The sequence below is a fragment of the Jeotgalibacillus haloalkalitolerans genome, from assembly GCF_034427455.1.
Lineage (GTDB): Bacteria > Bacillota > Bacilli > Bacillales > Jeotgalibacillaceae > Jeotgalibacillus > Jeotgalibacillus haloalkalitolerans.
The window spans coordinates 707,723-730,873 of record NZ_JAXQNN010000001.1; the positions used below are offsets into that span (position 1 = coordinate 707,723).

26 protein-coding genes are annotated in these 23,151 nt (G+C 45.1%); 16 read left to right on the forward strand and 10 right to left on the reverse strand.

Features of this window, described 5'->3' with window-relative positions:
• Positions 1-237 precede the first annotated feature (237 nt).
• Positions 238-1,230, forward strand: a complete 993-nt coding sequence (gene spoIID, locus UFB30_RS03425; protein ID WP_322420268.1) for a stage II sporulation protein D — start codon at positions 238-240, stop codon at positions 1,228-1,230.
• Positions 1,231-1,426: 196 nt separating this feature from the next.
• On the opposite strand, the gene UFB30_RS03430 is transcribed toward spoIID, so the two are convergent.
• On the reverse strand, positions 1,427-1,861 hold the full coding sequence (locus UFB30_RS03430) for a VanZ family protein (protein ID WP_322420269.1): 435 nt from the start codon (positions 1,859-1,861) through the stop codon (positions 1,427-1,429).
• A gap of 130 nt (positions 1,862-1,991) precedes the next feature.
• On the opposite strand from UFB30_RS03430, the gene UFB30_RS03435 reads away from it, so the two are divergent.
• The 8 genes from UFB30_RS03435 to UFB30_RS03470 all read left to right on the forward strand — a co-directional run bounded on the left by UFB30_RS03435 (position 1,992) and on the right by UFB30_RS03470 (position 7,650).
• Entirely contained in the window at positions 1,992-2,672 is a 681-nt protein-coding gene (locus tag UFB30_RS03435; protein WP_322420270.1) for a M23 family metallopeptidase, read from the forward strand.
• 63 nt (positions 2,673-2,735) lie between these two features.
• A complete protein-coding gene (spoIIID, locus tag UFB30_RS03440; protein WP_322420271.1) occupies positions 2,736-2,999 on the forward strand; it encodes a sporulation transcriptional regulator SpoIIID in 264 nt (87 codons plus the stop codon).
• 289 nt (positions 3,000-3,288) lie between these two features.
• A complete protein-coding gene (locus UFB30_RS03445; RefSeq protein ID WP_322420272.1) occupies positions 3,289-4,290 on the forward strand; it encodes a rod shape-determining protein in 1,002 nt (333 codons plus the stop codon).
• A 118-nt stretch (positions 4,291-4,408) separates the two neighbouring features.
• Positions 4,409-5,248: a flagellar hook-basal body protein gene (locus tag UFB30_RS03450; RefSeq protein ID WP_322420273.1), complete on the forward strand. Its 840-nt coding sequence runs from the start codon at positions 4,409-4,411 to the stop codon at positions 5,246-5,248.
• Between the two features lie 13 nt (positions 5,249-5,261).
• Positions 5,262-6,098 (forward strand): flagellar hook-basal body protein, encoded by an 837-nt coding sequence (locus UFB30_RS03455; protein ID WP_322420274.1) that lies wholly within the window; start codon positions 5,262-5,264, stop codon positions 6,096-6,098.
• 15 nt (positions 6,099-6,113) lie between these two features.
• Positions 6,114-6,368, forward strand: a complete 255-nt coding sequence (locus UFB30_RS03460) for a DNA-directed RNA polymerase subunit beta (RefSeq protein ID WP_322420275.1) — start codon at positions 6,114-6,116, stop codon at positions 6,366-6,368.
• 14 nt (positions 6,369-6,382) lie between these two features.
• A complete protein-coding gene (gene fabZ / locus UFB30_RS03465) occupies positions 6,383-6,805 on the forward strand; it encodes a 3-hydroxyacyl-ACP dehydratase FabZ (RefSeq protein ID WP_322420276.1) in 423 nt (140 codons plus the stop codon).
• A 527-nt stretch (positions 6,806-7,332) separates the two neighbouring features.
• The gene (locus tag UFB30_RS03470; RefSeq protein WP_322420277.1) at positions 7,333-7,650 is read left to right on the forward strand and encodes a hypothetical protein; all 318 of its coding nucleotides are present in this window, start codon (positions 7,333-7,335) and stop codon (positions 7,648-7,650) included.
• An 85-nt stretch (positions 7,651-7,735) separates the two neighbouring features.
• Here UFB30_RS03470 and UFB30_RS03475 read toward each other — a convergent pair whose 3' ends face one another.
• Positions 7,736-8,161, reverse strand: coding sequence for a YwpF family protein (locus tag UFB30_RS03475; protein ID WP_322420278.1), 426 nt, complete (start codon positions 8,159-8,161; stop codon positions 7,736-7,738).
• A gap of 244 nt (positions 8,162-8,405) precedes the next feature.
• On the opposite strand from UFB30_RS03475, the gene UFB30_RS03480 reads away from it, so the two are divergent.
• Positions 8,406-8,810, forward strand: coding sequence for a single-stranded DNA-binding protein (locus UFB30_RS03480; RefSeq protein ID WP_322420279.1), 405 nt, complete (start codon positions 8,406-8,408; stop codon positions 8,808-8,810).
• Positions 8,811-9,151: 341 nt separating this feature from the next.
• On the opposite strand, the gene UFB30_RS03485 is transcribed toward UFB30_RS03480, so the two are convergent.
• Together UFB30_RS03485 and UFB30_RS03490 are read right to left on the reverse strand one after the other, a co-directional pair.
• On the reverse strand, positions 9,152-11,947 hold the full coding sequence (locus UFB30_RS03485) for a DEAD/DEAH box helicase (RefSeq protein ID WP_322420280.1): 2,796 nt from the start codon (positions 11,945-11,947) through the stop codon (positions 9,152-9,154).
• Positions 11,934-13,469 carry an SWIM zinc finger family protein gene (locus UFB30_RS03490; protein WP_322420281.1) on the reverse strand — a complete coding sequence of 512 codons (1,536 nt, stop codon included), beginning with the start codon at positions 13,467-13,469 and terminating at the stop codon, positions 11,934-11,936. The genes UFB30_RS03485 and UFB30_RS03490 overlap by 14 nt, the downstream gene beginning before the upstream one ends.
• A gap of 955 nt (positions 13,470-14,424) precedes the next feature.
• On the opposite strand from UFB30_RS03490, the gene UFB30_RS03495 reads away from it, so the two are divergent.
• On the forward strand, positions 14,425-15,408 hold the full coding sequence (locus UFB30_RS03495; protein ID WP_322420282.1) for a nuclease-related domain-containing protein: 984 nt from the start codon (positions 14,425-14,427) through the stop codon (positions 15,406-15,408).
• A gap of 311 nt (positions 15,409-15,719) precedes the next feature.
• Here UFB30_RS03495 and UFB30_RS03500 read toward each other — a convergent pair whose 3' ends face one another.
• The 3 genes from UFB30_RS03500 to UFB30_RS03510 form a co-directional block, all read right to left on the reverse strand.
• Positions 15,720-16,997, reverse strand: a complete 1,278-nt coding sequence (locus UFB30_RS03500; RefSeq protein WP_322420283.1) for an efflux RND transporter periplasmic adaptor subunit — start codon at positions 16,995-16,997, stop codon at positions 15,720-15,722.
• 15 nt (positions 16,998-17,012) lie between these two features.
• Positions 17,013-17,678, reverse strand: a complete 666-nt coding sequence (locus UFB30_RS03505) for a hypothetical protein (protein WP_322420284.1) — start codon at positions 17,676-17,678, stop codon at positions 17,013-17,015.
• 166 nt (positions 17,679-17,844) lie between these two features.
• Complete coding sequence (locus tag UFB30_RS03510; protein WP_322420285.1) at positions 17,845-18,264, reverse strand: helix-turn-helix domain-containing protein; 420 nt, start codon at positions 18,262-18,264, stop codon at positions 17,845-17,847.
• Positions 18,265-18,440: 176 nt separating this feature from the next.
• On the opposite strand from UFB30_RS03510, the gene UFB30_RS03515 reads away from it, so the two are divergent.
• The 3 genes from UFB30_RS03515 to UFB30_RS03525 all read left to right on the forward strand — a co-directional run bounded on the left by UFB30_RS03515 (position 18,441) and on the right by UFB30_RS03525 (position 19,294).
• Positions 18,441-18,578, forward strand: a complete 138-nt coding sequence (locus UFB30_RS03515) for a hypothetical protein (protein ID WP_322420286.1) — start codon at positions 18,441-18,443, stop codon at positions 18,576-18,578.
• Between the two features lie 93 nt (positions 18,579-18,671).
• Positions 18,672-19,121 (forward strand): hypothetical protein, encoded by a 450-nt coding sequence (locus tag UFB30_RS03520; RefSeq protein WP_322420287.1) that lies wholly within the window; start codon positions 18,672-18,674, stop codon positions 19,119-19,121.
• A gap of 32 nt (positions 19,122-19,153) precedes the next feature.
• Entirely contained in the window at positions 19,154-19,294 is a 141-nt protein-coding gene (locus tag UFB30_RS03525; RefSeq protein ID WP_322420288.1) for a YwzD family small protein, read from the forward strand.
• 377 nt (positions 19,295-19,671) lie between these two features.
• Here the strand turns inward: UFB30_RS03525 and UFB30_RS03530 are convergent, their stop codons facing one another.
• Entirely contained in the window at positions 19,672-20,547 is an 876-nt protein-coding gene (locus UFB30_RS03530) for a hypothetical protein (RefSeq protein WP_322420289.1), read from the reverse strand.
• 237 nt (positions 20,548-20,784) lie between these two features.
• Here UFB30_RS03530 and UFB30_RS03535 point away from each other — a divergent pair, with 237 nt between their 5' ends.
• Positions 20,785-21,294: a hypothetical protein gene (locus UFB30_RS03535; RefSeq protein WP_322420290.1), complete on the forward strand. Its 510-nt coding sequence runs from the start codon at positions 20,785-20,787 to the stop codon at positions 21,292-21,294.
• Positions 21,295-21,338: 44 nt separating this feature from the next.
• Here the strand turns inward: UFB30_RS03535 and UFB30_RS03540 are convergent, their stop codons facing one another.
• Both UFB30_RS03540 and UFB30_RS03545 read right to left on the reverse strand, forming a co-directional pair.
• Positions 21,339-21,530, reverse strand: coding sequence for a hypothetical protein (locus UFB30_RS03540; RefSeq protein WP_322420291.1), 192 nt, complete (start codon positions 21,528-21,530; stop codon positions 21,339-21,341).
• A 39-nt stretch (positions 21,531-21,569) separates the two neighbouring features.
• On the reverse strand, positions 21,570-21,725 hold the full coding sequence (locus UFB30_RS03545) for a hypothetical protein (protein WP_322420292.1): 156 nt from the start codon (positions 21,723-21,725) through the stop codon (positions 21,570-21,572).
• A 260-nt stretch (positions 21,726-21,985) separates the two neighbouring features.
• Between UFB30_RS03545 and UFB30_RS03550 the strand changes: the two genes are divergently transcribed.
• On the forward strand, positions 21,986-22,831 hold the full coding sequence (locus UFB30_RS03550) for an STAS domain-containing protein (RefSeq protein WP_322420293.1): 846 nt from the start codon (positions 21,986-21,988) through the stop codon (positions 22,829-22,831).
• Positions 22,832-23,151 lie beyond the last annotated feature (320 nt).

Here is a 23,151-nt window from a genome sequence, read left to right on the forward strand (position 1 = left end):
CTTTATTGTTAATTCCATCACCAAATTGATTATTCTGCCTGCGGCCAAATATGACTGTTTATATCTATCAGCAATGGCGATAATTCCATCACCTTTTACATTAATTCCTACACCAATAATCTTTTTCGACCATGCCCTCTTCATGCACTTAAAGAAACCTGCTCTCTTAAAAACAAAAGTCTAACGCAGCTGCCTTATTCATATACTTCCCCATAACCTATGTCTGGAGGGGTGAAAATGCACCAGCGGCTTAAGCTGTTTTTGTTGTTTGCAGGATATTTTGTACTATTACTCGCGATTCCGGCGTTCATTGTTGCGCCAAAAGAGGAGCAGAGAACCCCTTTGCCTGATAAGGAGGAGCCTGCTGAGCAGGTAGAAGAGTCTGAAGCCCATTTGACTGTACCGGTCATGCGGCAGGCCAGTGGTGAGATTGAGACCGTTGATCTTGAGGAGTATGTGTCAGGTGTTGTGGCGAGTGAGATGCCTGCTTCTTTTGAAAAGGAGGCATTGAAAGCACAGGCGCTTGCTGCACGGACGTATGTGACGAAGTTTTTATCGCATAGCGGGGAAGAGCCCATCACGGATTCCACGACCCATCAGGTATATAAAAATAAAGAGGAATTGAAGGAAATCTGGAAAGACGACTATACATGGAAAATCAAAGCGATCGATGAAGCGGTAAATGAAACGAAAGGTGAAATTTTAACCTATGAAGGACAGCCAATTACTGCTGCATTCTTTTCAACAAGTAATGGATGGACTGAAAACGCGAGGGATTACTGGGAAGAGGATGTACCTTATTTAGCATCAGTTGAAAGTAAATGGGATGAGCAGGCAGCGCCGGGATTTTATCACGAAAAGAAAATACCGGTCAGTGAATTTGAAGAAAAGCTCGGGATCAGTCTGTCAGCGGGTGAACAGGGCAGCATTCTTGAACGTACACCGGGGAACAGAATTAAATCGGTTGAGATTGCAGGAAAAACATTTAGCGGAAGAGAGATCCGGGAAACGCTTGATCTGCGCTCCACAGACTTTGAATGGGTGCTGCAAGGTGATGAAGTGGTCATTAAAACAAAAGGCTTCGGTCATGGCGTCGGGATGAGTCAATACGGAGCCAACGGAATGGCGCTCGCCGGCAGCAGCTACAAGGAAATTGTCCATCATTATTTTAGCGGTGTGGAGATCACATCTATTGATGAGGCTGTGCCGGCATTGGTGGTTAGAAGATAAAAAAGAAGCATTCCGCGGTGGGCGGGATGCTTCTTTTTGGGGTGATGACGACGGTCGGGGTGGCACACACTGCACTCAATGATGCATACAGCGCACTCAACCCGGGTGTATCGCGCAGTCGCGGGCCACAACACCGACGTCAAATGCCATCATACGTCGGTCAGCGCCACTAGCACTAACCTCAGCCATACAACCATCAAACCTGAAAATAACCCTCGACCCTCACAAACAACTTCCTCAAACCGCTGTCTCTTTTAACAAAATAAAATCGCTGGACTACCAGATATACGATCAAGACACCGATGACATCTTTTACAGCGTCTATCATTGTCGCTGAGCGGTAGGGAACGAATGCCTGATGGATTTCATCTGTGAAGCCGTAGAACGCTGCAAACACGGCAGCAAGTGTATGTGTGGCGACGTTCAGCTTGCCGTGGACAAGCAGCGCCGCAATAAATAAGAAATGAAGGATGCCAAATTCAATTAAGTGGAGAGATTCTTTTAAAAAACGGTCAAACGTTCCTGACGGCAGCTCGATGACTGCATCGTGCGGCAGACTTGAAAGCACCCAGATCAGAATCATATATATAAAAGGCAAAGTGGTAATGAACAGTTTAAGCCATTTGATCATGCATCAGAATCCTTTCCGAGACTTGTACTATTTGGGATTGTATCACGCAGCACACAAGTCTGAAGAAAAAAATTGTGACAATGTATAGAATTTCCTCTAAGCGTTCAGAATGATTGCTGAGGTGATGAAAATGATTAAGGGAGACAAAAATCAATCTACCCTGTCAGAAAGCTTTAAGAAGTTTTTCAAAAAACGCTGGGCAGTACCTGCAGTATATCTGGGATGTGCGGCGCTCGCGGTTGGAGCTGTATTCTTTATACAGGACCAAAAAGGTACAGATGTTGCAGAACAGTCAACTGAAAGTGAATACGTCTATCAGGAAGAAGCCCCGGACTATACTTATGGCCCAACAGACACAGCTGAAGTCAATCAGTCTGCAGAAAAAATGAGTCTGCCGGTCACAAATCAGGATGCGGTCTCCGTGCATAAAGCCTTTTATGACCAGACAGCAGACGCAAGTGAGCAGCAGGAAGCACTCATCGTTGTGAATCAGACGTACTATCCAAACCTTGGTGTAGACCTGGTACAGGATGGTGAGCCATTTGAAGTAACTGCCGCAATGAGCGGAACAGTTACACTTGTTGAAGAGGATCCATTCATCGGAAATGCAGTAGAAATCGAGCACGACGGCTATGTTACACGCTATCAGGCAATCGAGGATATCGCAGTTGCTGAAGGTGAGGAAGTCAGACAGGGACAGGTCATTGCCCAATCCGGTGTCAGTGAATTAAACCCTGAAGCAGGACTTCATGTACACTTTGAAGTACTAAAAGACGGTCAGGCAATCGACCCGATGTCAATTACGGAATAATAGGTATATCTTAACCGCCTGCCGGCATATAATGCACAAACGGACCCACAGGAGGCCGGCACCGTGCATGAGTATATCAGAGAGAGAACAATCTCGGCTGGCAGGCACATCGTAGAGACAGAAGAAACGGTCCGCTCTATCGCAAAAATATTTGGGGTATCTAAAAGCACAGTGCATAAAGACTTAACCGAGCGCCTGCCGAAACTGGATCCTGCGCTCGCAGACGAAGTAAAAACGATTCTTCATTATCATAAAGCGATTCGACACCTAAGGGGCGGAGAAGCCACAAAAGCCAAATACGAAAAGCAGCAGCACTTATCCAATTGAAAAAGAGGAGGCCGTGAATCAAACGTTTGTTTGGTTCATGACCTCCTCTTTTAGTTGTGGTAATATATACTTATTGGACTTTGGAGTGTAGAAGCGGGGCTGTCCCGGATCTACTAACATAAACAACTGACGATCCTTCAAAAGGAAAACGGTACATACTTTGCGTTATTTCTCAAAAATGATCCGTTAGAACCGATATAAGGTAAGGATAATAAGAGGAGCCAGAGACCTCCATTTTAGCTATACAAATTCAACCATTAACAGTAACTGAAGGGAGTCAAATAAGAAGATGTTTTCAAAAGATATAGGAATTGACCTCGGAACAGCGAACCTGCTGATCCATGTAAAAGGTAAAGGAATCGTACTGAATGAACCGTCTGTAGTGGCCATTGATAAAAACACAAACCGTGTACTTGCAGTGGGTGAGGAAGCGCGCAATATGGTCGGCAGAACGCCTGGCAATATCGTGGCGATCCGTCCGCTAAAAGACGGTGTAATCGCTGATTTTGACGTAACAGAAGCGATGCTGAAGCACTTTATTAACAAATTAAATCTAAGAGGCTTAATGTCTAAGCCACGCATTCTGATCTGCTGCCCAACGAATATCACAAGCGTTGAGCAAAAAGCAATCCGTGAAGCTGCTGAGAAGAGCGGCGGCAAACGTATTTTCCTTGAAGAGGAGCCAAAAGTTGCTGCGATCGGTGCTGGCATGGATATTTTCCAGCCAAGCGGCAATATGGTTGTCGATATCGGCGGCGGAACAACTGATGTAGCGGTTCTTTCAATGGGTGATATTGTAACGTCCCAGTCAATCAAAATGGCCGGTGACCAGTTTGACGCAGATATTTTAAACTATGTGAAAAAAGAGTATAAGCTGTTGATCGGTGAGCGTACGGCAGAAGCAATTAAGCTGAGCATCGCAACTGTATTTCCTGACTCACGTGATGAAGAAATGGAAATTCGCGGCCGTGATATGGTCAGTGGTCTTCCACGTACCATTACAATTAAATCAGCAGAGGTGGAAAGAGCACTGCGTGAATCAGTGGCAGTCATTGTACAGGCAGCTAAAAACGTGCTTGAAAAAACACCGCCTGAACTATCAGCTGACATTATTGACCGCGGTGTGATCTTAACAGGCGGCGGCGCGCTGCTGCACGGAATTGATCTCCTGCTGGCTGAAGAACTCAAAGTCCCTGTCTTTGTTGCAGAAAATCCAATGGATTGTGTAGCAATCGGAACAGGCGTCATGCTTGAGAATATTGATAAAATTCCTCAGAGTAAACTGGGATAATGGACTTTAGGAGATTACTTCTGACAATGTCGAAAGAAGGAATCTCCTGAAAATTCCTCCGTCCTATGCAGAAACTTGTTATAATAAGTCACGGGTAAAAAATGACGAGGTGAAAACGATGTTTAGAGGCTTTTACACAGTTGCAACCGGAATGCTTGCACAGCAGAGAAAAACCGAAATGCTGACAAATAATATGTCTAATGTGAATACACCTGGCTTCAAGGCGGACCAGGCTTCGATGAGAGCATTTCCTGAAATGTTGCTTTCAAGTCTTGGAGACTCCAGAGTTCCGACAGAAAACGGGATGTCAACCACCAGAATGACACCAGTCGGCGGCTTGAACACGGGTGTATATATGCAGGAAGCAGTGCCTTTATTTACACAGGGAGATCTGCGAGAAACAGGACTCTCCACTGACCTTGCCATTTTACAGGGAGATTTGCCGATAAATGAAGAAACCGGTATACCAGGCGCTCTCTTTTTTACCCTGGAGCATGAAGACGGTACAGACCGCTACACAAGAAACGGAAACTTTGCACTTGATGCAGACGGCTTTTTAACCACACCTGCAGGTCATTACGTGCTGGACGAAAACGGTGCGAGAATTGAGCTTGAAAATGACCGTTTTGAAGTAACAGATGGTGGTCAGGTCATTCAAAATGGTGCGAACATTGCAAGAATCGGCATCGCCTATTCAGATGATCCGCGTGCCCTCGTAAAAGAAGGCGATGAATTGTACAGAGCTCCTGATGGAACTGTATTCGACAGCGCTTATAACGTAGCGGATGCAGGCTTTTCAATTAATCAGGGCTCCCTTGAACGGTCAAATGTAGACAGTGCAAGAACGATGACTGATTTGATGGCTTCCTACCGTTCGTTTGAAGCGAACCAGAAAGTCCTTCAGGCATATGACCGGAGCATGGAAAAAGCAGTGAACGAAGTCGGCAGGCTGAACTAAAGGGGGCTAATCAATGATCCGCAATATGGTGACTGCAACAAACACAATGAATCAGCTGCAGCAGCAGCTTGATCTGATTTCAAATAATATTGCCAACTCAGCAACAACCGGCTATAAACAGACAACCGCGAACTTTAACTCGCTGCTTCATCAGCAGGTACAGAATCAGCGGGATGATCAGGCACCGCGCATGACACCGGATGGTCTGAGACTTGGGAACGGTGCAAGAATCTCACAGTCACAGCTGGTAGGAACGCAAGGGTCTTTGCAGCGTACTGAAAGAGATCTTGATTTTGCTTTTAGCACTGAAAATCAATACTTTAAAGTACTCGTCCAATCTCCTGATGGCACTTCTGAACAAAACTTCACGCGCGCCGGCGGATTTTATCTGACACCGGTCAACGATGATGAAGTGATGCTTGTAGATGCACAGGGCAACGGCATTTTAAATCAAAATGACGAACTGATCATGCTTGATGGGCCGGTTGACAGCATTCAGCTGCAGGATAACGGGACACTGCTTGTCGAATCAGGCGGCGTTCAGCAGGCTGTAGAGCTTGGCATCGTTGATATCCAGCGCCCCCAGCTGTTGGACCGTGTCTCAAGCGTCTATCTGGGCATTCCTGATAACCTTGCTGAGCTTGGCGTTGAACCAGGCGAACTGATGGTACAGATGGAAGGCGGACTCAGACAGAACATTGGGCTTGAACAGGGTGCCCTTGAACAATCAAATGTAGATTTATCAAAAGCATTTACTGAACTGATTGAAGTTCAGAGAAATTACCAATTTCATTCAAGAGCCGTATCAATCTCTGATCAGATGTCCGGTCTTGTAAACGGATTGCGTTAAAGGAGTTATCGAAATATGTCTGAAACACGTTCAGAAAAAAAACAAAAGCCGGAAGAGCAGGAGAAGACTTCTAGAACGCCAAGATGGGTGCAGGTACGCCTGTTTCCAATACTCATCAGAGTGTTATTAATTGTGCTGCTTGCAGGCCTCAGCCTTGTTGTCGGTCTGATGGTCGGTTACGGTGTCATCGGAGACGGCTCTCCACAGGATGCCCTAAAACCTGAAACATGGACACATATTATTGATCTTGTCACACAAGATACAGAATAGCAGGAGGTTTTTTGATGTTAGATACTCAGCAGATTAAAGAAATTATCCCACACCGCTACCCATTTTTATTAATTGATAAAGTAGTGGAAATCGAAGAAGGCAAACGTGCAGTTGCCATTAAAAATGTCACTGCAAACGAAGAATTTTTCAACGGACATTTCCCGGATTACCCGGTCATGCCAGGCGTTCTCATTGTAGAAGCACTCGCACAGACTGGCGCCGTTGCCATGCTCAAACAGGAAGATTACAGAGGCAAGCTTGCTTTCTTCACAGGCATCGACAACTGCCGCTTCAAACGCCAGGTCAAGCCTGGTGACCAGCTCCGCCTCGAAGTCGAAATCGTCCGCATCAAAGGGCCGATCGGCAAAGGAAAAGCGACAGCAACTGTAGATGGTGAAGTGGCTTGTGAAACGGAGATTATGTTTGCTATTAAGTAGAAAAGCGTAAGGCGCTCGGTAAGCTCCGACAGGCATAAGACGCGGAGCGGAAAACGGGCGTTTTTCCCGTTTACCGATGCGTGGCTTATGACCCGAGGAGCTAGCGCCTGAAGCTGGACAAAGTAGAAAAGCGTAAGCGACTTGAACAGCCCCGACAGGCATAAGACGCGGAGCGGAAAACGGGTGTTTTTTCCGTTTACCGATGCGTGGCTTATGACCCGAGGAGCTAGCGCCTGGAGCTGGACAACATAGAAAAGCGTAAGGCGCTCGTTTCGCTCCAAACGGCATAAGCCATGGAGCGGGAAACGGGTGCTTTTTCATGTTTACCGTTTCTGAATCTGGACAATATAAAAAGCACAAGCCTTTACAAAAAGTAAGACCGGTATAAAAACTTTATGTATATTAAAAGCACACTCAGTGAAGCGCAGCGAAACGATTATTTTAACTCCATACATATTTCATCCCTCTCCGGGGAAACTATCGACAGACCGTGATTGGTCATCCCATAAAAAAAGGAGAGGAAATAAATGAACAAATACATCAAAATGACTGCCGGCTCACTGCTTGCAGCAGCACTTATGGTTGGCTGTAACGTAGATGACGGCATGACTGGAGACAACAACGACGGTGCTTTAGAAAACCCGATGAACGACAATCGTGACAACAACGCAAATGATAACAACAACCGCGTTGACGATGACTGGGGTATGGACGGCGACCGTAACAATGACCGTAACAACGGCAACAATGATAATAACGGTATGATGGGCGATGACAACAACAACCGTGAAGATATCATTGAAGATGAAGTTGACCGCGAAGATCGCGACAGAAACGACGAATAATAAAAAAGACTGTTCGCACGCTGCTTAGACAGGCGGGTGAACAGTCTTTTTTGCAAATTGCGTGATCTGAACTTTCATGACCAAGCTACTTCTTTATCCGTGGCTTTTCCCTCATCTGATGCCTAAACTCGGCAAGCAGCTCATCACCGGAAATATCCTTTTTATTTAGTATGTAAGCAAGCAGGTCCTCAGCGTATTCATTCCGCTGATTCCGCATGTGCGCTGAAAACAGTACACTCACCTTGTCACCGATTGGTTTCACTTCATGAACAGTGGCAAACAGACCGGCCGGATCATTCTTTTCATTGGAAATGACCGCAAGCACTTCAATATCTTCATCACTTTGCTGAAGGCGTTGGAAATATTCTGTTTCAGTTCCATCGAGAAAGGCTTCAAGAATCCATGTCTGATGCTCATCTTCCTTATTGATAATCAGTCCGTCATGAAGGTTGAAATTGCGGATATTCTCATCTTCAACGATCTGAATTTTCATCAGTTTGAACGTCTTCATTACCGTCCAGCCCCTTTGATTGATTTACACTCATTATAACATACCGAAAAATTTTACAAAAAATCAGAAAATCATACATTAGTTCATTTCCCGGGGAATAATGTCGTTGAAAGGTACAATTTCCCCTTAGAAGAAAATAAACTTTTCTACCTCAAAACCGACATCAAAATGAATATTTCCATGTTTTACAACAATTTAACTGCCGATTATGATGAGATTATCTTAAACGAAAGGAGGAGAGAATATGATCAATCAGGTCACATTGGTAGGCAGATTGACTAAGGATCCGGAGTTAAAAGAAATCGCGGGTAACAGACAGGTCCTGAATATCACGCTTGCAGTCAACCGGCCCTTTAAAAATCAGTCAGGAGAATTTGAAGCAGATTTTATCAGGTGCACGATCTGGAACCGCAACGCCCAGAACACTTCAGCCTATTGTGAAAAAGGGTCGCTCATAGGTATTGTCGGCAGCATTCAGTCCCGGTCATATGAAAGAGAAGACGGCATCAGACAATACACGACAGAAGTATATGTGGATACAGTCAGATTTTTGGACCGCAAAAAACAATCCACAGACCCCGGCCCGTTTGAACAGCCCATTCCGCACACAGCTCCAACGTCAGATATCCATTTAGAAACAATCAAATAACAACTCAAGCCACGGCTCCGCTCCAACAAGCAGCTGACTCCTGCAGCATCCGTCAAACCTTCCCCATTGCCGGACCTGCCGGAGTTAGAGCTTCTGCACTCATCCTCTATTATTTTGAAATGCATTGTAGTGAGCAACAAACTACTTTTTTCCATCCCAGCGATTGATTGGAGCGGAGAACGGAGACTCCCGCCCCAGTAAAGGACAGGTGAGACCCCGCAAGCGAAACTGAGGAGGCTCACCGGCCGGGGGCAGGAAAGCGCAGTTCTCCGCGGAAATCAATAGCGGCATTTCGCCCACCCACCACTAAAAAACCGCCTGACGACGTCAGACGGTTTTCTTCATGCATTTAACACTAATAAATCCTCAAGTTCTTCATTCGAAAGCTCGGTAATCCACTGATCGCCGCGGATAATATCCTCATTCAGCGACTGCTTTTTCTCGAGCATCTTATCAATTTTCTCCTCAATCGTCCCGGAGGAAATAAACTTGTGCACATGGACAAATCGAGTCTGGCCAATGCGGTATGCCCGGTCTGTCGCCTGATTCTCAACTGCAGGGTTCCACCAGCGGTCATAGTGAATGACGTGGTTTGCAGCGGTCAGGGTCAGACCCGTTCCGCCGGCCTTCAGACTTAATATAAACACAGGGAACTCGCCTGCCTGGAATTGCTCAACCAGCTGATCGCGCGTTGCTTTTGGCGTTGAACCATTCAGGAATGGGACTTTAAAGCCGTATTTCTTCTGCAGTACATCCTGGATCATGCGTCCCATTGAAATATACTGCGTGAAAATAATTGTACCTTCACGCGCTTCTAAAATCTGCTCCACCAGATCCATTAACTTATCCATCTTTTCAGAACGTGCCACAATATCAGCAGGGGATTCTTCCTGCAGGTAAAGGGCAGGGTGGTCGCAAAGCTGCTTCAGTCTGTTCAGCATCTGCAGCACCATTCCTTTTCGCTCGATGCCTGAGAGCTGCGGGATTTTTTCAAGTGTATCCTGTACCAGCTGCTCATACAGTGATGCCTGCTCAGACGTTAATGGACAGAATTCCTTCTGTTCAATTTTAGAAGGAAGGTTCAGACCGACAGCCGGATCCACCTTTGTCCGGCGCAGCAGGAATGGACGGATCCGCTTTTGCAGCTTCAATGTCAGCGCTTCTGACCCGTCACGTTCAATCGGTGCAATAAAGTCTTTCCGGAAAGCAGCAAGCGAGCCGAGGTAGCCATGATTAATAAAATCAAAAATCGCCCACAGCTCAGACAATCTGTTTTCCATCGGCGTTCCGGTCAGTGCCAGGTGATGCTGTCCCTTCAAACTGCGGATTGCTTTTGACTGTTTGGTAAACGGATTTTTAATATTCTGTGCTTCATCGAGTGCGACTGCTGCCCATTGCACAGCTGACAGCTCTTCCTGATCCGCGTGGCAAAGGCCGTATGAGGTCAGCACGACATCAGCTTTTGCAATAGATGTCCCGAATTCCTCACCCTTGGCGCGAACCGGTCCATAATGAAGCTGCACCTCAAGCTCAGGTGCAAAGCGTTCAATTTCACGCTGCCAGTTACCAAGAACTGAGGTAGGAGAGATAATTAAAAATGGCTGCTCAGGTGATTCAGTCTCCTTCACATGCTGCATATAGCTGATCAGCTGAATCGTTTTCCCGAGCCCCATATCATCAGCCAGACACGCACCAAAACGGTTTGCGCGTAAGAAATTCATCCAGCTGAATCCCTGCTGCTGATACGGTCTCAGCTCACCCTGAAGCGCATCAGGAGGAGGGAGGAGAGGGATTTTTCCTGTGTCATTCAGCTTTTCCATCATTGATTTCATCGAGCGATTCAGCTCAAACTGAATCCGCAGATCATCTGCACTGTCATCCTCTTCATCATTCAGGTGGTCCTCAAGCAGATCCTGCATGCTGATGCCATTCTTCTTAGCAGCCTGCATCGCCTGCTGAATGCGGGCAATCATCGCAGGATCAAGCGCAACCCATTCACCGTTCAGCTGAATGAAGCGCCGCTTTTCCTCTACAAGTGACTGGAATTCTTCATCTGACAGATCCTGCCCGTTAACTGAAATTTTCCAGTCATAATCCACAAGCGAATCAAGTCCGACAAATGACGGGCGGTAGCTATGATCCCCTTTTACAGAAGCTTTCAGTGCCACATTCGACTTCTGAATCGAACGCCACCATGCCGGAAGCAGGATCTCAACGTCGAGTGCAAGCAGTTTTTCGCTGCCCTCTGTTAAAAAGAGCCACGCCCGCTCCTCAGCCATTTCAAGCTGCCACTCACCATCTTCTTTTAAATAAGGAATCAGCTTTACCCAGCGATCCAGCTCCTGTGAAATCACAGCCTCTTCATCCAGCCATCTTTTAGGGAGAGAGTCAGTCAGCGGCTTTGATAAATCCAGATCATAGGTCCAGTCAGCACGCCGGCTGTCACGCAGGAACGGCTGCATCCGCCACGGCTGTTCCTCAGATTCAGGCTCCTCAAGACGCAGTCCGAAGCGGTAAGGCAGCTCAAGATCCTTCTGCTCAACCCACATCTGCCACTTCTTTTCATCGAAATAAGCAGCCAGATCCTCAGCTGTCAGCACGTGCCCTTTGTTAAACAGACGCTCCGCAAGATTCGAGCTCCTCGGATGATGATCGAAAAATGACGTAATCGCATGCTCATACCAGTCATTCATGAACTTTTTCTGATCCGCATCCGCCGTCTCACCGCTATAAGACATATCAGCCCACTCACTCCAGAACTCATCGCCAAGCTTCATCTCAAATGTCTCACCTTCAGCCTGGTGATTCCACTCTGCAAGCCACTTTCCTTCAGTGATCCACTCATATAAAAGGGGAGCGGCATCATACATAAAATCCGCCTGCTCAGATAATTCAAAGCTGACACGGCCGTGGAACTCCGGCTGAGCAAAAAGCGTCAGCACCGCCCAGCTGTCGAGCGCAATACTGTCAGCCGGGAGTCCGCTGAATAAAGGAAGGGAAGTGCCATGAAACGATTCCTTATGCCATAAAAGCAGCGAGTACTGCCAAAGCGAAGGGTCAACCATCTCGCCATCCTCATTCACAACCCGTATTGAAAAATAACCTTCGGAAAGCGGCAGCACATCAATCTTTTCCATGAATCAGTTTCCCCCTCTCACATTCTTCTCTAAATGCACGCAGCCTTCTGTACCGGTCAATCAGCTGCTCAAGATACAATTCAAAACGCGGCTCTTCATTTAAGCCCTGGTAGATCTTCTTCAATCTTTTCAAATAGCGCACCGCTTTTTTATAAGTTTCACGCTGCTTTTTCTGAATCAGGCTCTCCACCCACTGGTGAAGAAGCGGAGCAGCAAACTCCGGCTTGCGCTCCATCAGCTTTTTCAAACCGGCAGCCTCAAGCTCCTCAGGTGTAAAGTCAATCCAATGGACAAGCTCCACCCATTCCTTATATTTACCTGCATCAAGCATCACAGCACCTAAATGACGCGCACTGTAAGGCAGCAGCTTTTCATACAATTTAATTGTCACATCCGGCACATGCAGCCTCAGCTGTTCACCCTCAATCTTATGAATCAGCCACAGTGAAAACGATCGGCGGTCAGAATGATTTTCCATCCGCGCCAAATAAAGGTCCAGCTTTTTCTGCATCGCTTTTAACACCCTGACGGAACGGTCAATCTCATCCTCGCGCAGCAGCCACTCAAGCCACTGCACCGCATGAGGCACCGCAAGTTCAGAAGACTCAGCGAACTGCTCCTCAAAGTCATCATCATTTCTGAGCAGCGCAAAAATTGTCTGCGCCAGCTGCGTCTCATCCGACTGGTCAGCTTCAGCTAAACGTTCCGCTTCCAGCTCACGGTCACGCCGCTTTGTAAACAGCTGAAACCACATCATTCCATAGATCGAAAAGCTGAGCGGATCCTTTCGCCCTAGCAGCCTTGCCGTGTCTGCTTTCAACTCCTTGAAAAATGGATCAAACGAAAACGGATGCGCATACACAGTCAGGTCATACACCGCCTTCTGCATCGCCTCCATAATTGTCTCCAGCCCGCGCGTAATGCCTGCAGACTCCTGATCAAACTTCTCAGCCAGGTAGTTGTAATAATAGAAAGAAATATAAAGCATATATAAAGGAGTCCATTCCTTCTCAACCGGTGCCTGCTCCTGAAACTTGCGATAGCCGGCAAGAATATAATGCTCCATTAAAAAAGTATCATCCTGAATTTTCTCAAACGGCATCAAAGCACCCGTTGTCTCGGCCAATCTGCGCCAAGCCTCAGGTGACTTCTGAGCCCGGACAGACGCATCCTGCTTCTGATTGCGCCACGTCTGAATCCACTGACTCACACTCGCAATCTGCTGATAAAACTTAAAAAACACAGCCATCCGGTGACGGCACCACGGCTCCTCAGGACAGCTGCAGCTGCTTCCCTTATCCGGATTCAGTGAAATACGCACACTCACGCCATGCACATCCCGCACCTTCGCCTTCAGCATCTGATTACCCGCATCAAATCCCATCTCATACACCGTGCCCTGCCTATATAAAAATAATCCCTTCTGCACAAGACGTTCATCAGCCTGATCAGCAGGCGAAAACTGCCTGAACATCCGCTGCTCAAGCCGCTCCATTCCATCCGCAAGCAATTGCGTTTGCATTCACCATCTCCACCTTTTCGAAAAAAAACGTATCTTTAATTATACCGTACTTTTGCGGAAAAACGAAGGGGGAGGGTGGGAAACTGTTTCTGGTAGGGAGTAGCGGGGCACGTTGGGAGCGGTGCATCCGGTTTTGGCAGTGCTGGCAGTGCTGGCGGCGCGAAAAAACGAAAAGGTGATTGAAAAAAAGGGGGAGGTGATAGATATATCGCCGGAGCTGACGTAAAAATCCGCTGTCCAGGTCTTCGTGGATGAAAAAATAAAAAGGTGACGTAATCTATAAAGGAGGTGATCGATATCCTGCAAAAGGTGATGCAATAAACGCCGCCCCTTGCCTCGTAAAACCCTCAATTTACACTCAGCCCATCTTAATCCCAAGCCCACTTCCCCAGCCCTGAATGCACTTAGGACACAAGCTTTAGATCTTTTAGTTTCTCAAGGGCATGAAGAGGGTGTGGCGGAAGTGATGACAGGTGGCGGCGAGAAAAAACGAAAAGGTGATTGAAAAAAGTGAGGAGGTGACCGAAATATCGCCGGAGCTGACGTGAAAATCCGCTGTAAAGGCCTTCGTGGATGAAAAAACAAAAAGGTGACGCAATCTATAAAGGAGGTGATCGATATCCTGCAAAAGGTGATGCAATAAACGCCGCCCCTTGCCTCGTAAAACCCTCAATTTACACTCAGCCCATCTTATCCCCAAGCCCACTTCCCCAGCCCTGAATGCACTTAGGACACAAGCTTTAGATCTTTTAGTTTCTCAAGGGCATGAAGAGGGTGTGGCGGAAGGGACGACAGGGGCTGCTCGAAAAAACGAAAAGGTGATTGAAAAAAGTGGGGAGGTGATCGATATATCGCAAAAGGTGATTGAATTCCCACCGCTACCTGCACGCCACACCGCCGCTACCCATAATAAAACCATCTAACTAAAATCCATCAAAAGAAAAGAGTTGAAACCATGATCATCAAACAACGTGAAATGCCTAAACATATAAAAACCTTACAATGTATAGCCCGCAGAATGCCTGATTTTCATCCGAAAAAGCCACTGGTTGCAGAAGAGCTCTATAAGCAAATCGCAGGCTACCAGGGTGAAAAAAGCTCAGATTACTATATTTCGTATCTAGAGCCTGCTCCGCTCGTGCTCTACAACATCCGTTTAAGAAATGGAGATTTTCACTTTCAAATTGATACGATACTAATATTTAACAAGGCGATCTTCATTCTCGAAGTAAAAAATTTAGCAGGAATCATTGAAATCAGATCGTCGTATGATCAGGTTTTGAAAACCACTAATGATCAAACCTCCGCGCAAAAAAGTTTTCATACTCAGGTAAAATTGCAAAAAGAACATCTTGAGAGGTGGGTCAGGCGGAATTTTAATATGAAAATGCCTATCATCCCGTTGATCATCATGAGCAATCCGCGTTCGATTTTGAAGGCAGAATCCCCGGAGCTACTGGGAAATGTGCATCCGGCTTCATCGATCCCGTTTGCAATCTACCATGAATTAGATAAACTGCCTTCGAAAAAACACTCTTCAAAGCACATCATGGCACTTGCTGAGCTGATGGCTGCATCACAAGAAGAACTCGAAGTTGATTGGTTTGAACGTTTTGATTTTAATTTGAAGACATTACTTACAGGGATGTCATGTCCTTCATGTGAACAGTTTGCAATTGTTCAAAGCAGTATGAAATGGAGCTGTAAAAATTGTTCCTTAAGCGGGTTTCAAATCGTTGAATCTGCCATTGAAGAAGCCTTCCTGCTAATGGGTGAAGGCATCAGAAGTAAAGAGTTAAGAAGATTTCTGGGAGGGCTGTCCGCGCAAAAAATGAACAGAATTGCGAGAAAAGCCAAGTTATACAAAACCGGACTGACGAAAGGAACAAAATATCATTGTAAAATTTTGGGTAGTGTAGAAATAATAGAAGCAGAGTAATGATTATTTCCTAAGGGCATGAAGAGGGCGTGGCGGAAAAAAGTAAAAGGTGATGGAAAAGTGGAGGGAGGTGATCGATAAAAACACATAGGTGACTTAAAAACCGACTCCTGCAGCGATCATGCCTGAAAAAACAAAAAGGTGATGTATTTAATCGCAGAGGTGAGCGATAAAATACAAAAGGTGGCTCAATCACGCGCCGGGCCTTCGCCAGGGCGCATCCCCACGCCCCGTCGCCATGCGCACCCCATCGCCCAGCCACGTCCCCCAAAAAAAACAAAAAGCCCCGCACCAGCGAGGCTCCTGCAAAACTAATTCGGCAATACACCGAGCAGCACATACTTCCAGTTCATCCGCTCATCTGTATAACCAAGATTATCAAACGTCAGGCGGTTAATCCGCATCGGGGTAATATAAGGCATACCATTTCGTTCAATCTGCTCAGGGTCAACAGTGACCCATTCGCCTGCTTCAAGCCCACCTGCGATCTGCTGGCGGTCACCATCAAGGATTCCCAGATTAACGATACGCGGTTCAACGAGGCCGAGTTCATTTAGTACGTATATTTTTGACTCGTCTAATCCAATCACAGGCATTGTCACAGCATTTGGTGCCGTATCCAGTATGATTTCATTCACAACGTGCTGACCGACAAACCAGTTGTCATCTGCAGTGAGTAGGTCAATATTGACAGGGTACGTACTTTTATCACTCAACTGTGGCTCCTGATCCGGCATTAAAGGATTGGAGGACACAGTGCCCTCACTGATTGATTCTGCTACAGGTGAGGTGGTGCGCGTCTGCATGCCTTCAAGTACCAGCTTTGCTTCTTCGTCCGTAAGCTTAGTGTGTGATGCGAGAGAGTCAGTATAGATGGTGATGAGCGGGTGGCTGACGTCTTCAGCAAGGCTTGCGATTTGACCTTCATATTCACTTGCTACTGTTACAACCGGACTATTCAGTAGCCCGTCAGCAAGACTTTCAAACTTTTCACGCTCAGCTTCGAGTCGTTCCACTTCCGCTTCCTGTTCACCGATTTGCTGATTAATCAGTGAGCGGGTCTGAGCGACTGTTGCATCTGAGACGTCAATTCCGATTTCCAGTTCAACGGTAATCAATAATTGGTCATCATTAATGGAGCTTGAAGGGCTGGCATTTGCTGATGAAGATGAACTTGACGAAGCGATTTGACGTTCAATCGTTTCAAGCTCTGTTATGTAGGACTCGACCGCAGCAATCTCGCTGTCCAGCTGCTCAATTTCGGATTCAAATGCGAGCCGCTGCTCTTCAAGGTCGGTTACGGTGTACTCATATAAAGGAGTTCCGGGGGATACTTCATCGCCTTCTTCTACTAAAAACTGTGTAAACATCCCAAGCTGTTCAGAAAAATAGACTGTTTCTTCAACTGCTGTCTGAACGACACCGTTTTTCACCATGATTTCTTCAACCGTTTCACTTTGAGCGGTCTTCTGGTCGTGTACAATAGAGGTCCGGTCCACAAGTAATAAGTCCTGTTTAATTAAGAAAAGGTTCACGCCGACAAAAATAGCTGCGAGAACGCTGATAAGCCATTTACTTCGATTACTCACATTTGCCAGCCTCCTTTATAAAAATAAGTATTGGTAGAACGGCAGCCACTCAAGTGTAGCGGTTGCGCTCCAGAATAATAAATTAAATCCTAATATCATCAGGAATGCAGCCCATCTTTTTAAAGTCGTAATCCTCCGGAGGGTCATAAATTGCCAGTAAATCACCCAGAATTTAAACAGCGAAATCGTTCCCAGGAAATAAATAATCCACGCCTGATCGATAAATAGCTGCCCGATTACACCCCAGGAAAAAGGTGAGGAGTACCAGTCAATGCCCTGCCACACCATAAGAACAATAAAGCTCAGGCGTTCGAGTAAAAGAATGACGACTGGAAAAAAGGATAGTGCCAGCGTTTGTCTGAAAGTGATGTCTTTTGCAACCAGCCAATTAAATAGGGCAGGAACAAATAAAATCAGACATACATATAACAAGCCCTGTGCGAGGCTCCCCAGGAGGAAATAAAATCTTTGCAAATCATATTCAAGCCCATAAAATAAAACAAAATTTCCGGCCCACTCCTGCGTGCCCATACCAATGACAGCACCAAAGCCGAAAATCAGACATCCTGCTATAAAAGCAGCGGTAATATAACGTTTTATATGTATAATCCCAGTGCTGCCCGCAATGAACTCAATCATTTTTACGGGAGCTGTCAAACCCTGACGCAAACCATAACGCATCTTCAAACCTCCCAAACATATTCCCTTTCTCTATTGTAAAGAAAAACACTGATCTTGTCATTGCTAGAAGTAATTTGTAAATCATTACAGGATGTTGAAGCGCTCTGTTAATTTGCTCCTGACTGTTAACGATAAAAAAACTGCTGACTGTAGATCAGCAGTTTTTTCACTTGAGATATGTTCTGGCGACTTTCAGCATACTGACAAAAAAATCAGTGTGATGCTTTTGTTTGTTAGGGGGCATTTGAGAGAGCGCGCGGATTTCATCAAGCAGTGAATGGTTTTCACGCAGGAAATCCATCAGCTGGCGGTCCTCGGCTTTCATTACTTTTTGAGTAACTTCATATTTGGCTTCTTTAATAATTTCTTTATCTGTCGTTTCATATAACACGATTGCCATAAAGGTATCGTCGTCAATATGGTATATATCTTTCATTTTACGTAAAATATCGATGGGAAACTGGCGTACGCCTCTTTCATAGTTAGATAAAGTAGCGGGGCGTATATTTAACTGATAGGCAGCATCCTTTTGGCTGATCTCAACCACTTCTTCACGGTAGTATTTCAGAATATGTGCCAAAGACATTGTATTCACCTTCTTTATTTCCGAATACTTTTACAATATCGGTCCAGGAAGGTTTAAAAATGATAATAAACGATATGTTAATTATTTTTTATTAACATATCGTTTATTTTTTAGTATAATAAGAAATTATAAAATACAATAAATACGTAATTTTCTGATAAATGGAGGAAATGTAAATGGATGATTTTCATAATTGGGTACGTGAGACGAGTATTGAATTTGAAGAGAAACTGTCCAGAGCATTGAAGCCTGAGGAAATTGAATTTCTTAAATGGATTGAAGAGCAATTTGTAAGTACAGAAGAGCATACATAATAGAGAGAAACGGTCATTTCATAAAATCTTCAGCTCCCACATAGCGTCGGAGTGCCTTTGTAGAAGCTGCCATCATGAATTTTGGAGGATTTTATGAACCATTACACATTTCGTTTTCAGGAGCTGCCGCAAAATCTGAGTACCATTCTGAAAGACTTTTTGGAATACGATGCAGTACAGGATTTTGAGCGGCTCCCGCACTACAATTTTTTCAGACAACTGCAGCATTTATTTTACAGCGAAAATAAAGTCTTTATTGAATCCTGTGAGTTTTACGAGCAACAGTCTGCGCCTCACAAAACCAACTTCACGATCACACTACGCGGAAAATCGTCCTTTAGCATACACATCTCATGTAACACACAGACACGCACCATTCATTTTACCTTCCCGCAAGATGAAGCCTATTGTCAGCGCGCTTTAAGCAGCGCACTAACCTATGCTTTCAACTATTCCCGTCCGGCAGACTATCAGAACCGTCCAATCGCGCCAAGTGAAAAAAGAATAATCTGGTCAGGTTTAGTATGGAGAGAAAGAAGGTAATATACTGAAAAACATACAACGGAGAGATCGCAATGGCAATGGAACAATTAACAAGCAATCATCTATCATCTATTCTAAAAGAAGCACACACAAAAGGTGAAAAAGAAGAACTCACAGCCGAACAAATGGTGCAGTGGCTGGCATCAAAATTAAACACGCATGATGCCAAGTAAAAAGAGCTTCCCGCGGCGGGGAGCTCTTTTTGTCTTTTCGGCGGCTGCGCTGGTCGGCAGGGGCGTCGGGCGGGCGAATAATCTAAAAGGTGATGGAATAAACGCAATAGGTGATCGAATAATCAGCATTGGTGGCAGAAAACATCCGTCCATCCGCAAAAATGGATGAATAAATGAAAAGGTGATAGATAAAACAAAAAGGTGATACGAATTCACCCCAAAGGTGACTTAATTACGCCTGCAGTACTGCCCCTGCCAGCCCCTCTAGCCCACACACTTGACCACGACACCCCAACCCCAACTGCCTCCAGTTTCCCAACTGCATCAAAAGGACCCCGCTTCATCACGCAATATCGTCTCCCGCAGCCGGGCCCGTCCTACACCTGATTCCCAAGCAGCGTCTCCATATGGTCGATCCCCTTACTCGTCAACTGGTAGTGCATCTGCCCCTCGTGTTTAATTTTTTCGACGAGTGGGCGGGAGCGGCTGAGTGCGATCTGAATCGCTTTTGACGAATAGTCTGTATTAAAATGTTTTTTCAGCACGTCATATACTTCTTTAGCCGACATATGAGAGCGGTCGAATTCCTTCATATAAATATATAAAATGCTCAGCGCCTGATCCTCGACACGTTCGAGCATGCGCGGATCGGGATTATTCTCAAGGTTGAATGCTGAAATATCCTGTGAAACAAATTCATTTTCAGTGTCCTTCTCCACATCAGATGTATGGTTAAGCAGTGTATCAATATAAGCAAACCCTGAATCAGTGACTTCATAAATTTTCTGCAGATCCTGCTGACCTGATTCCTGCAAGTATCCTTTTTTCACACACGTATGAACGCTTAAATGGATATTGTTTGGAACGGTGTGACGGGCTTCCCGGAATTGCTTGCGAACCATTTTCGCGGTGAAAGCGGGCTGCTGTTTAAATTGTGACAGGTAATAAGCCATTGCAAGTGTAAATTGCCATTCTGCATTCAGGGGAAGCTTTTCAAGAAACTTCTGAATGTCAGGCTTTTCACCAGATCCGGTTTCAGGCAGCGGCTTTGGTGCAGGGGTATTTTTTTCGATTTCAAATGTGCTCGAAATTTTCCCCCGCCGGCCTGGTCCGGGTTTCAAATCTTCTTTCATCATTTTAGAAAGGTACGTCTGTACGACTTTATCGTGCTCATCGACAAATGACCGGTCACCTGAGACTGCGTATTCGAAATCTTTATAACGAACACTAAGCTGATACGTTTCCTGACCCATATTACCGCCTCCTGAGTGTTTTTTCTCTTTATATTATGTTTATTATAGTTCTTTTATCGGATAAGCACAAGACTTTTTGTTCTTTATTGAGAATATTTTTGAGTCGATTCTAACTCCATCCTATTTTTGTCTCATTTAAAGTATGCACAAAAACCCATTTCTCTATTCAAAGTGTTTAAAAAATGGCAAAAGCGGTCATAGTACAAGAAACATTTAATAGAAAGGGGAGAGGTAGTGATGTTGCTCGACCCAATGGGAAAAGTCCTATTTATGGAAATCTGCAAGAGACTTCGTGACAATAAATGGACGGTGGATGATCACCAGTTTTATAAAGATGAAGATGTGACAGAAGCGGTATTTGCACTGCCGGAGTATTTAGTGGAAAGAGAAGATAATCCTGAATTTGAAAAGGATATTGCTGTTGTAAAATATGAAGGTGATCCGCAGAAAATGAAGGAAAACCAGATTGATGGTGTCCTGTTAAAGTTTTATACGAAACGCCTGAAGGCACTGGGGCTATATGAGGCAATATCTGATATCGAGCTGTTTCAGCGCAAAAATAATGCGACATCTGTTGAGTTTTATGTTGATCAGGTATTTGCGGATGAAAAAGTACAGGAGTGGTTTGAAGCGCTCTTTCACTTGCTTGACGAGCAGATGACAGGGATATACGGGGATGAGATAAAGGAGATTCCAATCGTCCTTTTACCAAAAAAACTGCATGACCTGCCGCTGCACACGACGTAAAATAAGAAAAAGCTGCATCATCTGCAGCTTTTTCTTCTATTATATTAATAATGCTCTTTCTCCTGCGCCTTCCAGCTTAAGAAGGTTGCGAGGCCGATCATACCGAAAATCATCACAAGTTCAATTAAAAATGATTCGTTGAAAGACGTCTCAAACACATCAGTGAACACTTTCAGCCCAATATAAGAAATAAGTAAAATAGCGATAAGTCCTGTGGCTAAATGATGAAATTTCACCGAATCACACCTCCTGTAACTCTCTAAGATGTCCATAAACTATTGCAGTGGTTTACGTTTTTTATCGTCGATTGTCAGAGCGTTTCTTGAGCCGGGAATCATACCGGCCAGACTCACATTTCGAACGTTTGAAGGCTGCATGGACTGTATGTAGAAATGCTGTTCATCTGATTCGAAAAGAATTTCTTTTTGCATCAGTTTTAGCCTCCCTTTGATCTCATCTTACGCCGCCCAAATACCTCATTCAACAAAATCATCATTTCTTAATCACCTTGTTACAGAAATAATATATACAGACAAAAAACGACAAACTTCTTCTGAGATCTGTTACAGTAAAAAAACATTCAGAAAAATGTTTATCATATAAAAATGCGGGTAAATGTTATAGGCTATCATTTTACTTTTATGGATTAAGAAAAAAATCATCATTTTTTTCCGTCAGAAAGGGGTCCGCAATGGCTGAAACACACCTCGAACCAACCTTGAAAAACTTAACTGATACGATCCTGGATCAACGAGTTGAACTGGCAAGGACGATTACTGAAAAACAGAATAAACGTTATGAACGGCTTGAAGCTTTCGCCGATGACCTGCTTGAATTCCGTATAGAACTGGTGACACTTTATGGAGAGGCACTCTCCATGTCAAAGGATGAGCGGGAGGAAAGAATCGAAAGCTGGGGCACGAAAACAGGCAGAGCGTGCGCTGAAATGGGCATCTCACTTGATTCGATGCTGAAGGAAGTCCCTGAATACCGTGCTGCAATCGGTGAAATTATTAAAGAGACAGCAATTACATATGATTATCCGATTTCAAAGCTTTATGAGGTCCTCACAGTGCTTGACCGTACAGTGGATGATGTTGTGTATTATTTCTGCCTGCCATTCGTAGAAGTGCAGACAGCATCTTTGCAGGCGTCCCAGGAACAGATGCTGGAGATGTCTGTACCCGTCGTACCCATTGATGCAGGCGTAGCCGTACTGCCGCTGGTTGGAACAATAGATACGCACCGCGCAAAGCTGATCATGGAAGAGTCTCTGACAAAATGTCTGGATTTGAATGTCAGCGAATTCGTCATCGATCTGTCCGGGGTAGCCATGGTGGATACATTCGTCGCCCATAAGCTTTTTCAGGTAATCGATTCATTAAAATTAATTGGTGTGAAACCGAAAATATCCGGGATCTCTCCTGAAATGGCACAGACGATTGTACAGCTTGGACTGAACTTTTCAGATGTGCCTTCTTATGCGACGTTGAAGTCCGCTTTAAAGGAAATCGGATTTGAGCAGAGATTAAGTTAATATGTAAAATTGAACCTCCGCAGCGTATCAGGCTGCGGAGGTTTTATTAATGTCTTGATAACTAAGAGAATATGTCATTTAAATTCAATCGAAGTACGAACCGAAAATCTCATATCTTTCTAGGTTATCTGTATTCATTTAAATAAAACGCTTTGTTAAAGTCCATTGTTGTTTCTGCACAGCTGGTGATCGAAGTGTAAGGGGGCGGCTCGCAGGAAGGGACGTGTGAGGCCTGGGCGAAGCCTGCGGGCTCACCGCCCGGCCGCGGAAAGCGTCCCCTCTCTCGCTGCAATCAACAGCCAACTTTAACAAAGACAAAT

Excerpts from the sequence above, each read along its gene's own strand:
- UFB30_RS03445 (WP_322420272.1), top strand. The coding sequence starts at position 3,289 with ATGTTTTCAAAAGATATAGGAATTGACCTCGGAACAGCGAACCTGCTG.
- spoIID (WP_322420268.1), top strand. The coding sequence starts at position 238 with ATGCACCAGCGGCTTAAGCTGTTTTTGTTGTTTGCAGGATATTTTGTA.
- fabZ (WP_322420276.1), top strand. The coding sequence starts at position 6,383 with ATGTTAGATACTCAGCAGATTAAAGAAATTATCCCACACCGCTACCCA.
- UFB30_RS03480 (WP_322420279.1), top strand. The coding sequence starts at position 8,406 with ATGATCAATCAGGTCACATTGGTAGGCAGATTGACTAAGGATCCGGAG.
- UFB30_RS03435 (WP_322420270.1), top strand. The coding sequence starts at position 1,992 with ATGATTAAGGGAGACAAAAATCAATCTACCCTGTCAGAAAGCTTTAAG.
- UFB30_RS03470 (WP_322420277.1), top strand. The coding sequence starts at position 7,333 with ATGAACAAATACATCAAAATGACTGCCGGCTCACTGCTTGCAGCAGCA.
- UFB30_RS03505 (WP_322420284.1), bottom strand. The coding sequence starts at position 17,678 with ATGCGTTATGGTTTGCGTCAGGGTTTGACAGCTCCCGTAAAAATGATT.
- UFB30_RS03545 (WP_322420292.1), bottom strand. The coding sequence starts at position 21,725 with ATGCAAAAAGAAATTCTTTTCGAATCAGATGAACAGCATTTCTACATA.
- UFB30_RS03535 (WP_322420290.1), top strand. The coding sequence starts at position 20,785 with ATGTTGCTCGACCCAATGGGAAAAGTCCTATTTATGGAAATCTGCAAG.
- UFB30_RS03530 (WP_322420289.1), bottom strand. The coding sequence starts at position 20,547 with ATGGGTCAGGAAACGTATCAGCTTAGTGTTCGTTATAAAGATTTCGAA.
- UFB30_RS03460 (WP_322420275.1), top strand. The coding sequence starts at position 6,114 with ATGTCTGAAACACGTTCAGAAAAAAAACAAAAGCCGGAAGAGCAGGAG.
- UFB30_RS03430 (WP_322420269.1), bottom strand. The coding sequence starts at position 1,861 with ATGATCAAATGGCTTAAACTGTTCATTACCACTTTGCCTTTTATATAT.
- UFB30_RS03510 (WP_322420285.1), bottom strand. The coding sequence starts at position 18,264 with ATGTCTTTGGCACATATTCTGAAATACTACCGTGAAGAAGTGGTTGAG.
- UFB30_RS03490 (WP_322420281.1), bottom strand. The coding sequence starts at position 13,469 with ATGCAAACGCAATTGCTTGCGGATGGAATGGAGCGGCTTGAGCAGCGG.
- UFB30_RS03550 (WP_322420293.1), top strand. The coding sequence starts at position 21,986 with ATGGCTGAAACACACCTCGAACCAACCTTGAAAAACTTAACTGATACG.
- UFB30_RS03455 (WP_322420274.1), top strand. The coding sequence starts at position 5,262 with ATGATCCGCAATATGGTGACTGCAACAAACACAATGAATCAGCTGCAG.
- UFB30_RS03450 (WP_322420273.1), top strand. The coding sequence starts at position 4,409 with ATGTTTAGAGGCTTTTACACAGTTGCAACCGGAATGCTTGCACAGCAG.
- UFB30_RS03525 (WP_322420288.1), top strand. The coding sequence starts at position 19,154 with ATGGCAATGGAACAATTAACAAGCAATCATCTATCATCTATTCTAAAA.
- UFB30_RS03520 (WP_322420287.1), top strand. The coding sequence starts at position 18,672 with ATGAACCATTACACATTTCGTTTTCAGGAGCTGCCGCAAAATCTGAGT.
- UFB30_RS03495 (WP_322420282.1), top strand. The coding sequence starts at position 14,425 with ATGATCATCAAACAACGTGAAATGCCTAAACATATAAAAACCTTACAA.
- UFB30_RS03515 (WP_322420286.1), top strand. The coding sequence starts at position 18,441 with ATGGATGATTTTCATAATTGGGTACGTGAGACGAGTATTGAATTTGAA.
- UFB30_RS03475 (WP_322420278.1), bottom strand. The coding sequence starts at position 8,161 with ATGAAGACGTTCAAACTGATGAAAATTCAGATCGTTGAAGATGAGAAT.
- UFB30_RS03485 (WP_322420280.1), bottom strand. The coding sequence starts at position 11,947 with ATGGAAAAGATTGATGTGCTGCCGCTTTCCGAAGGTTATTTTTCAATA.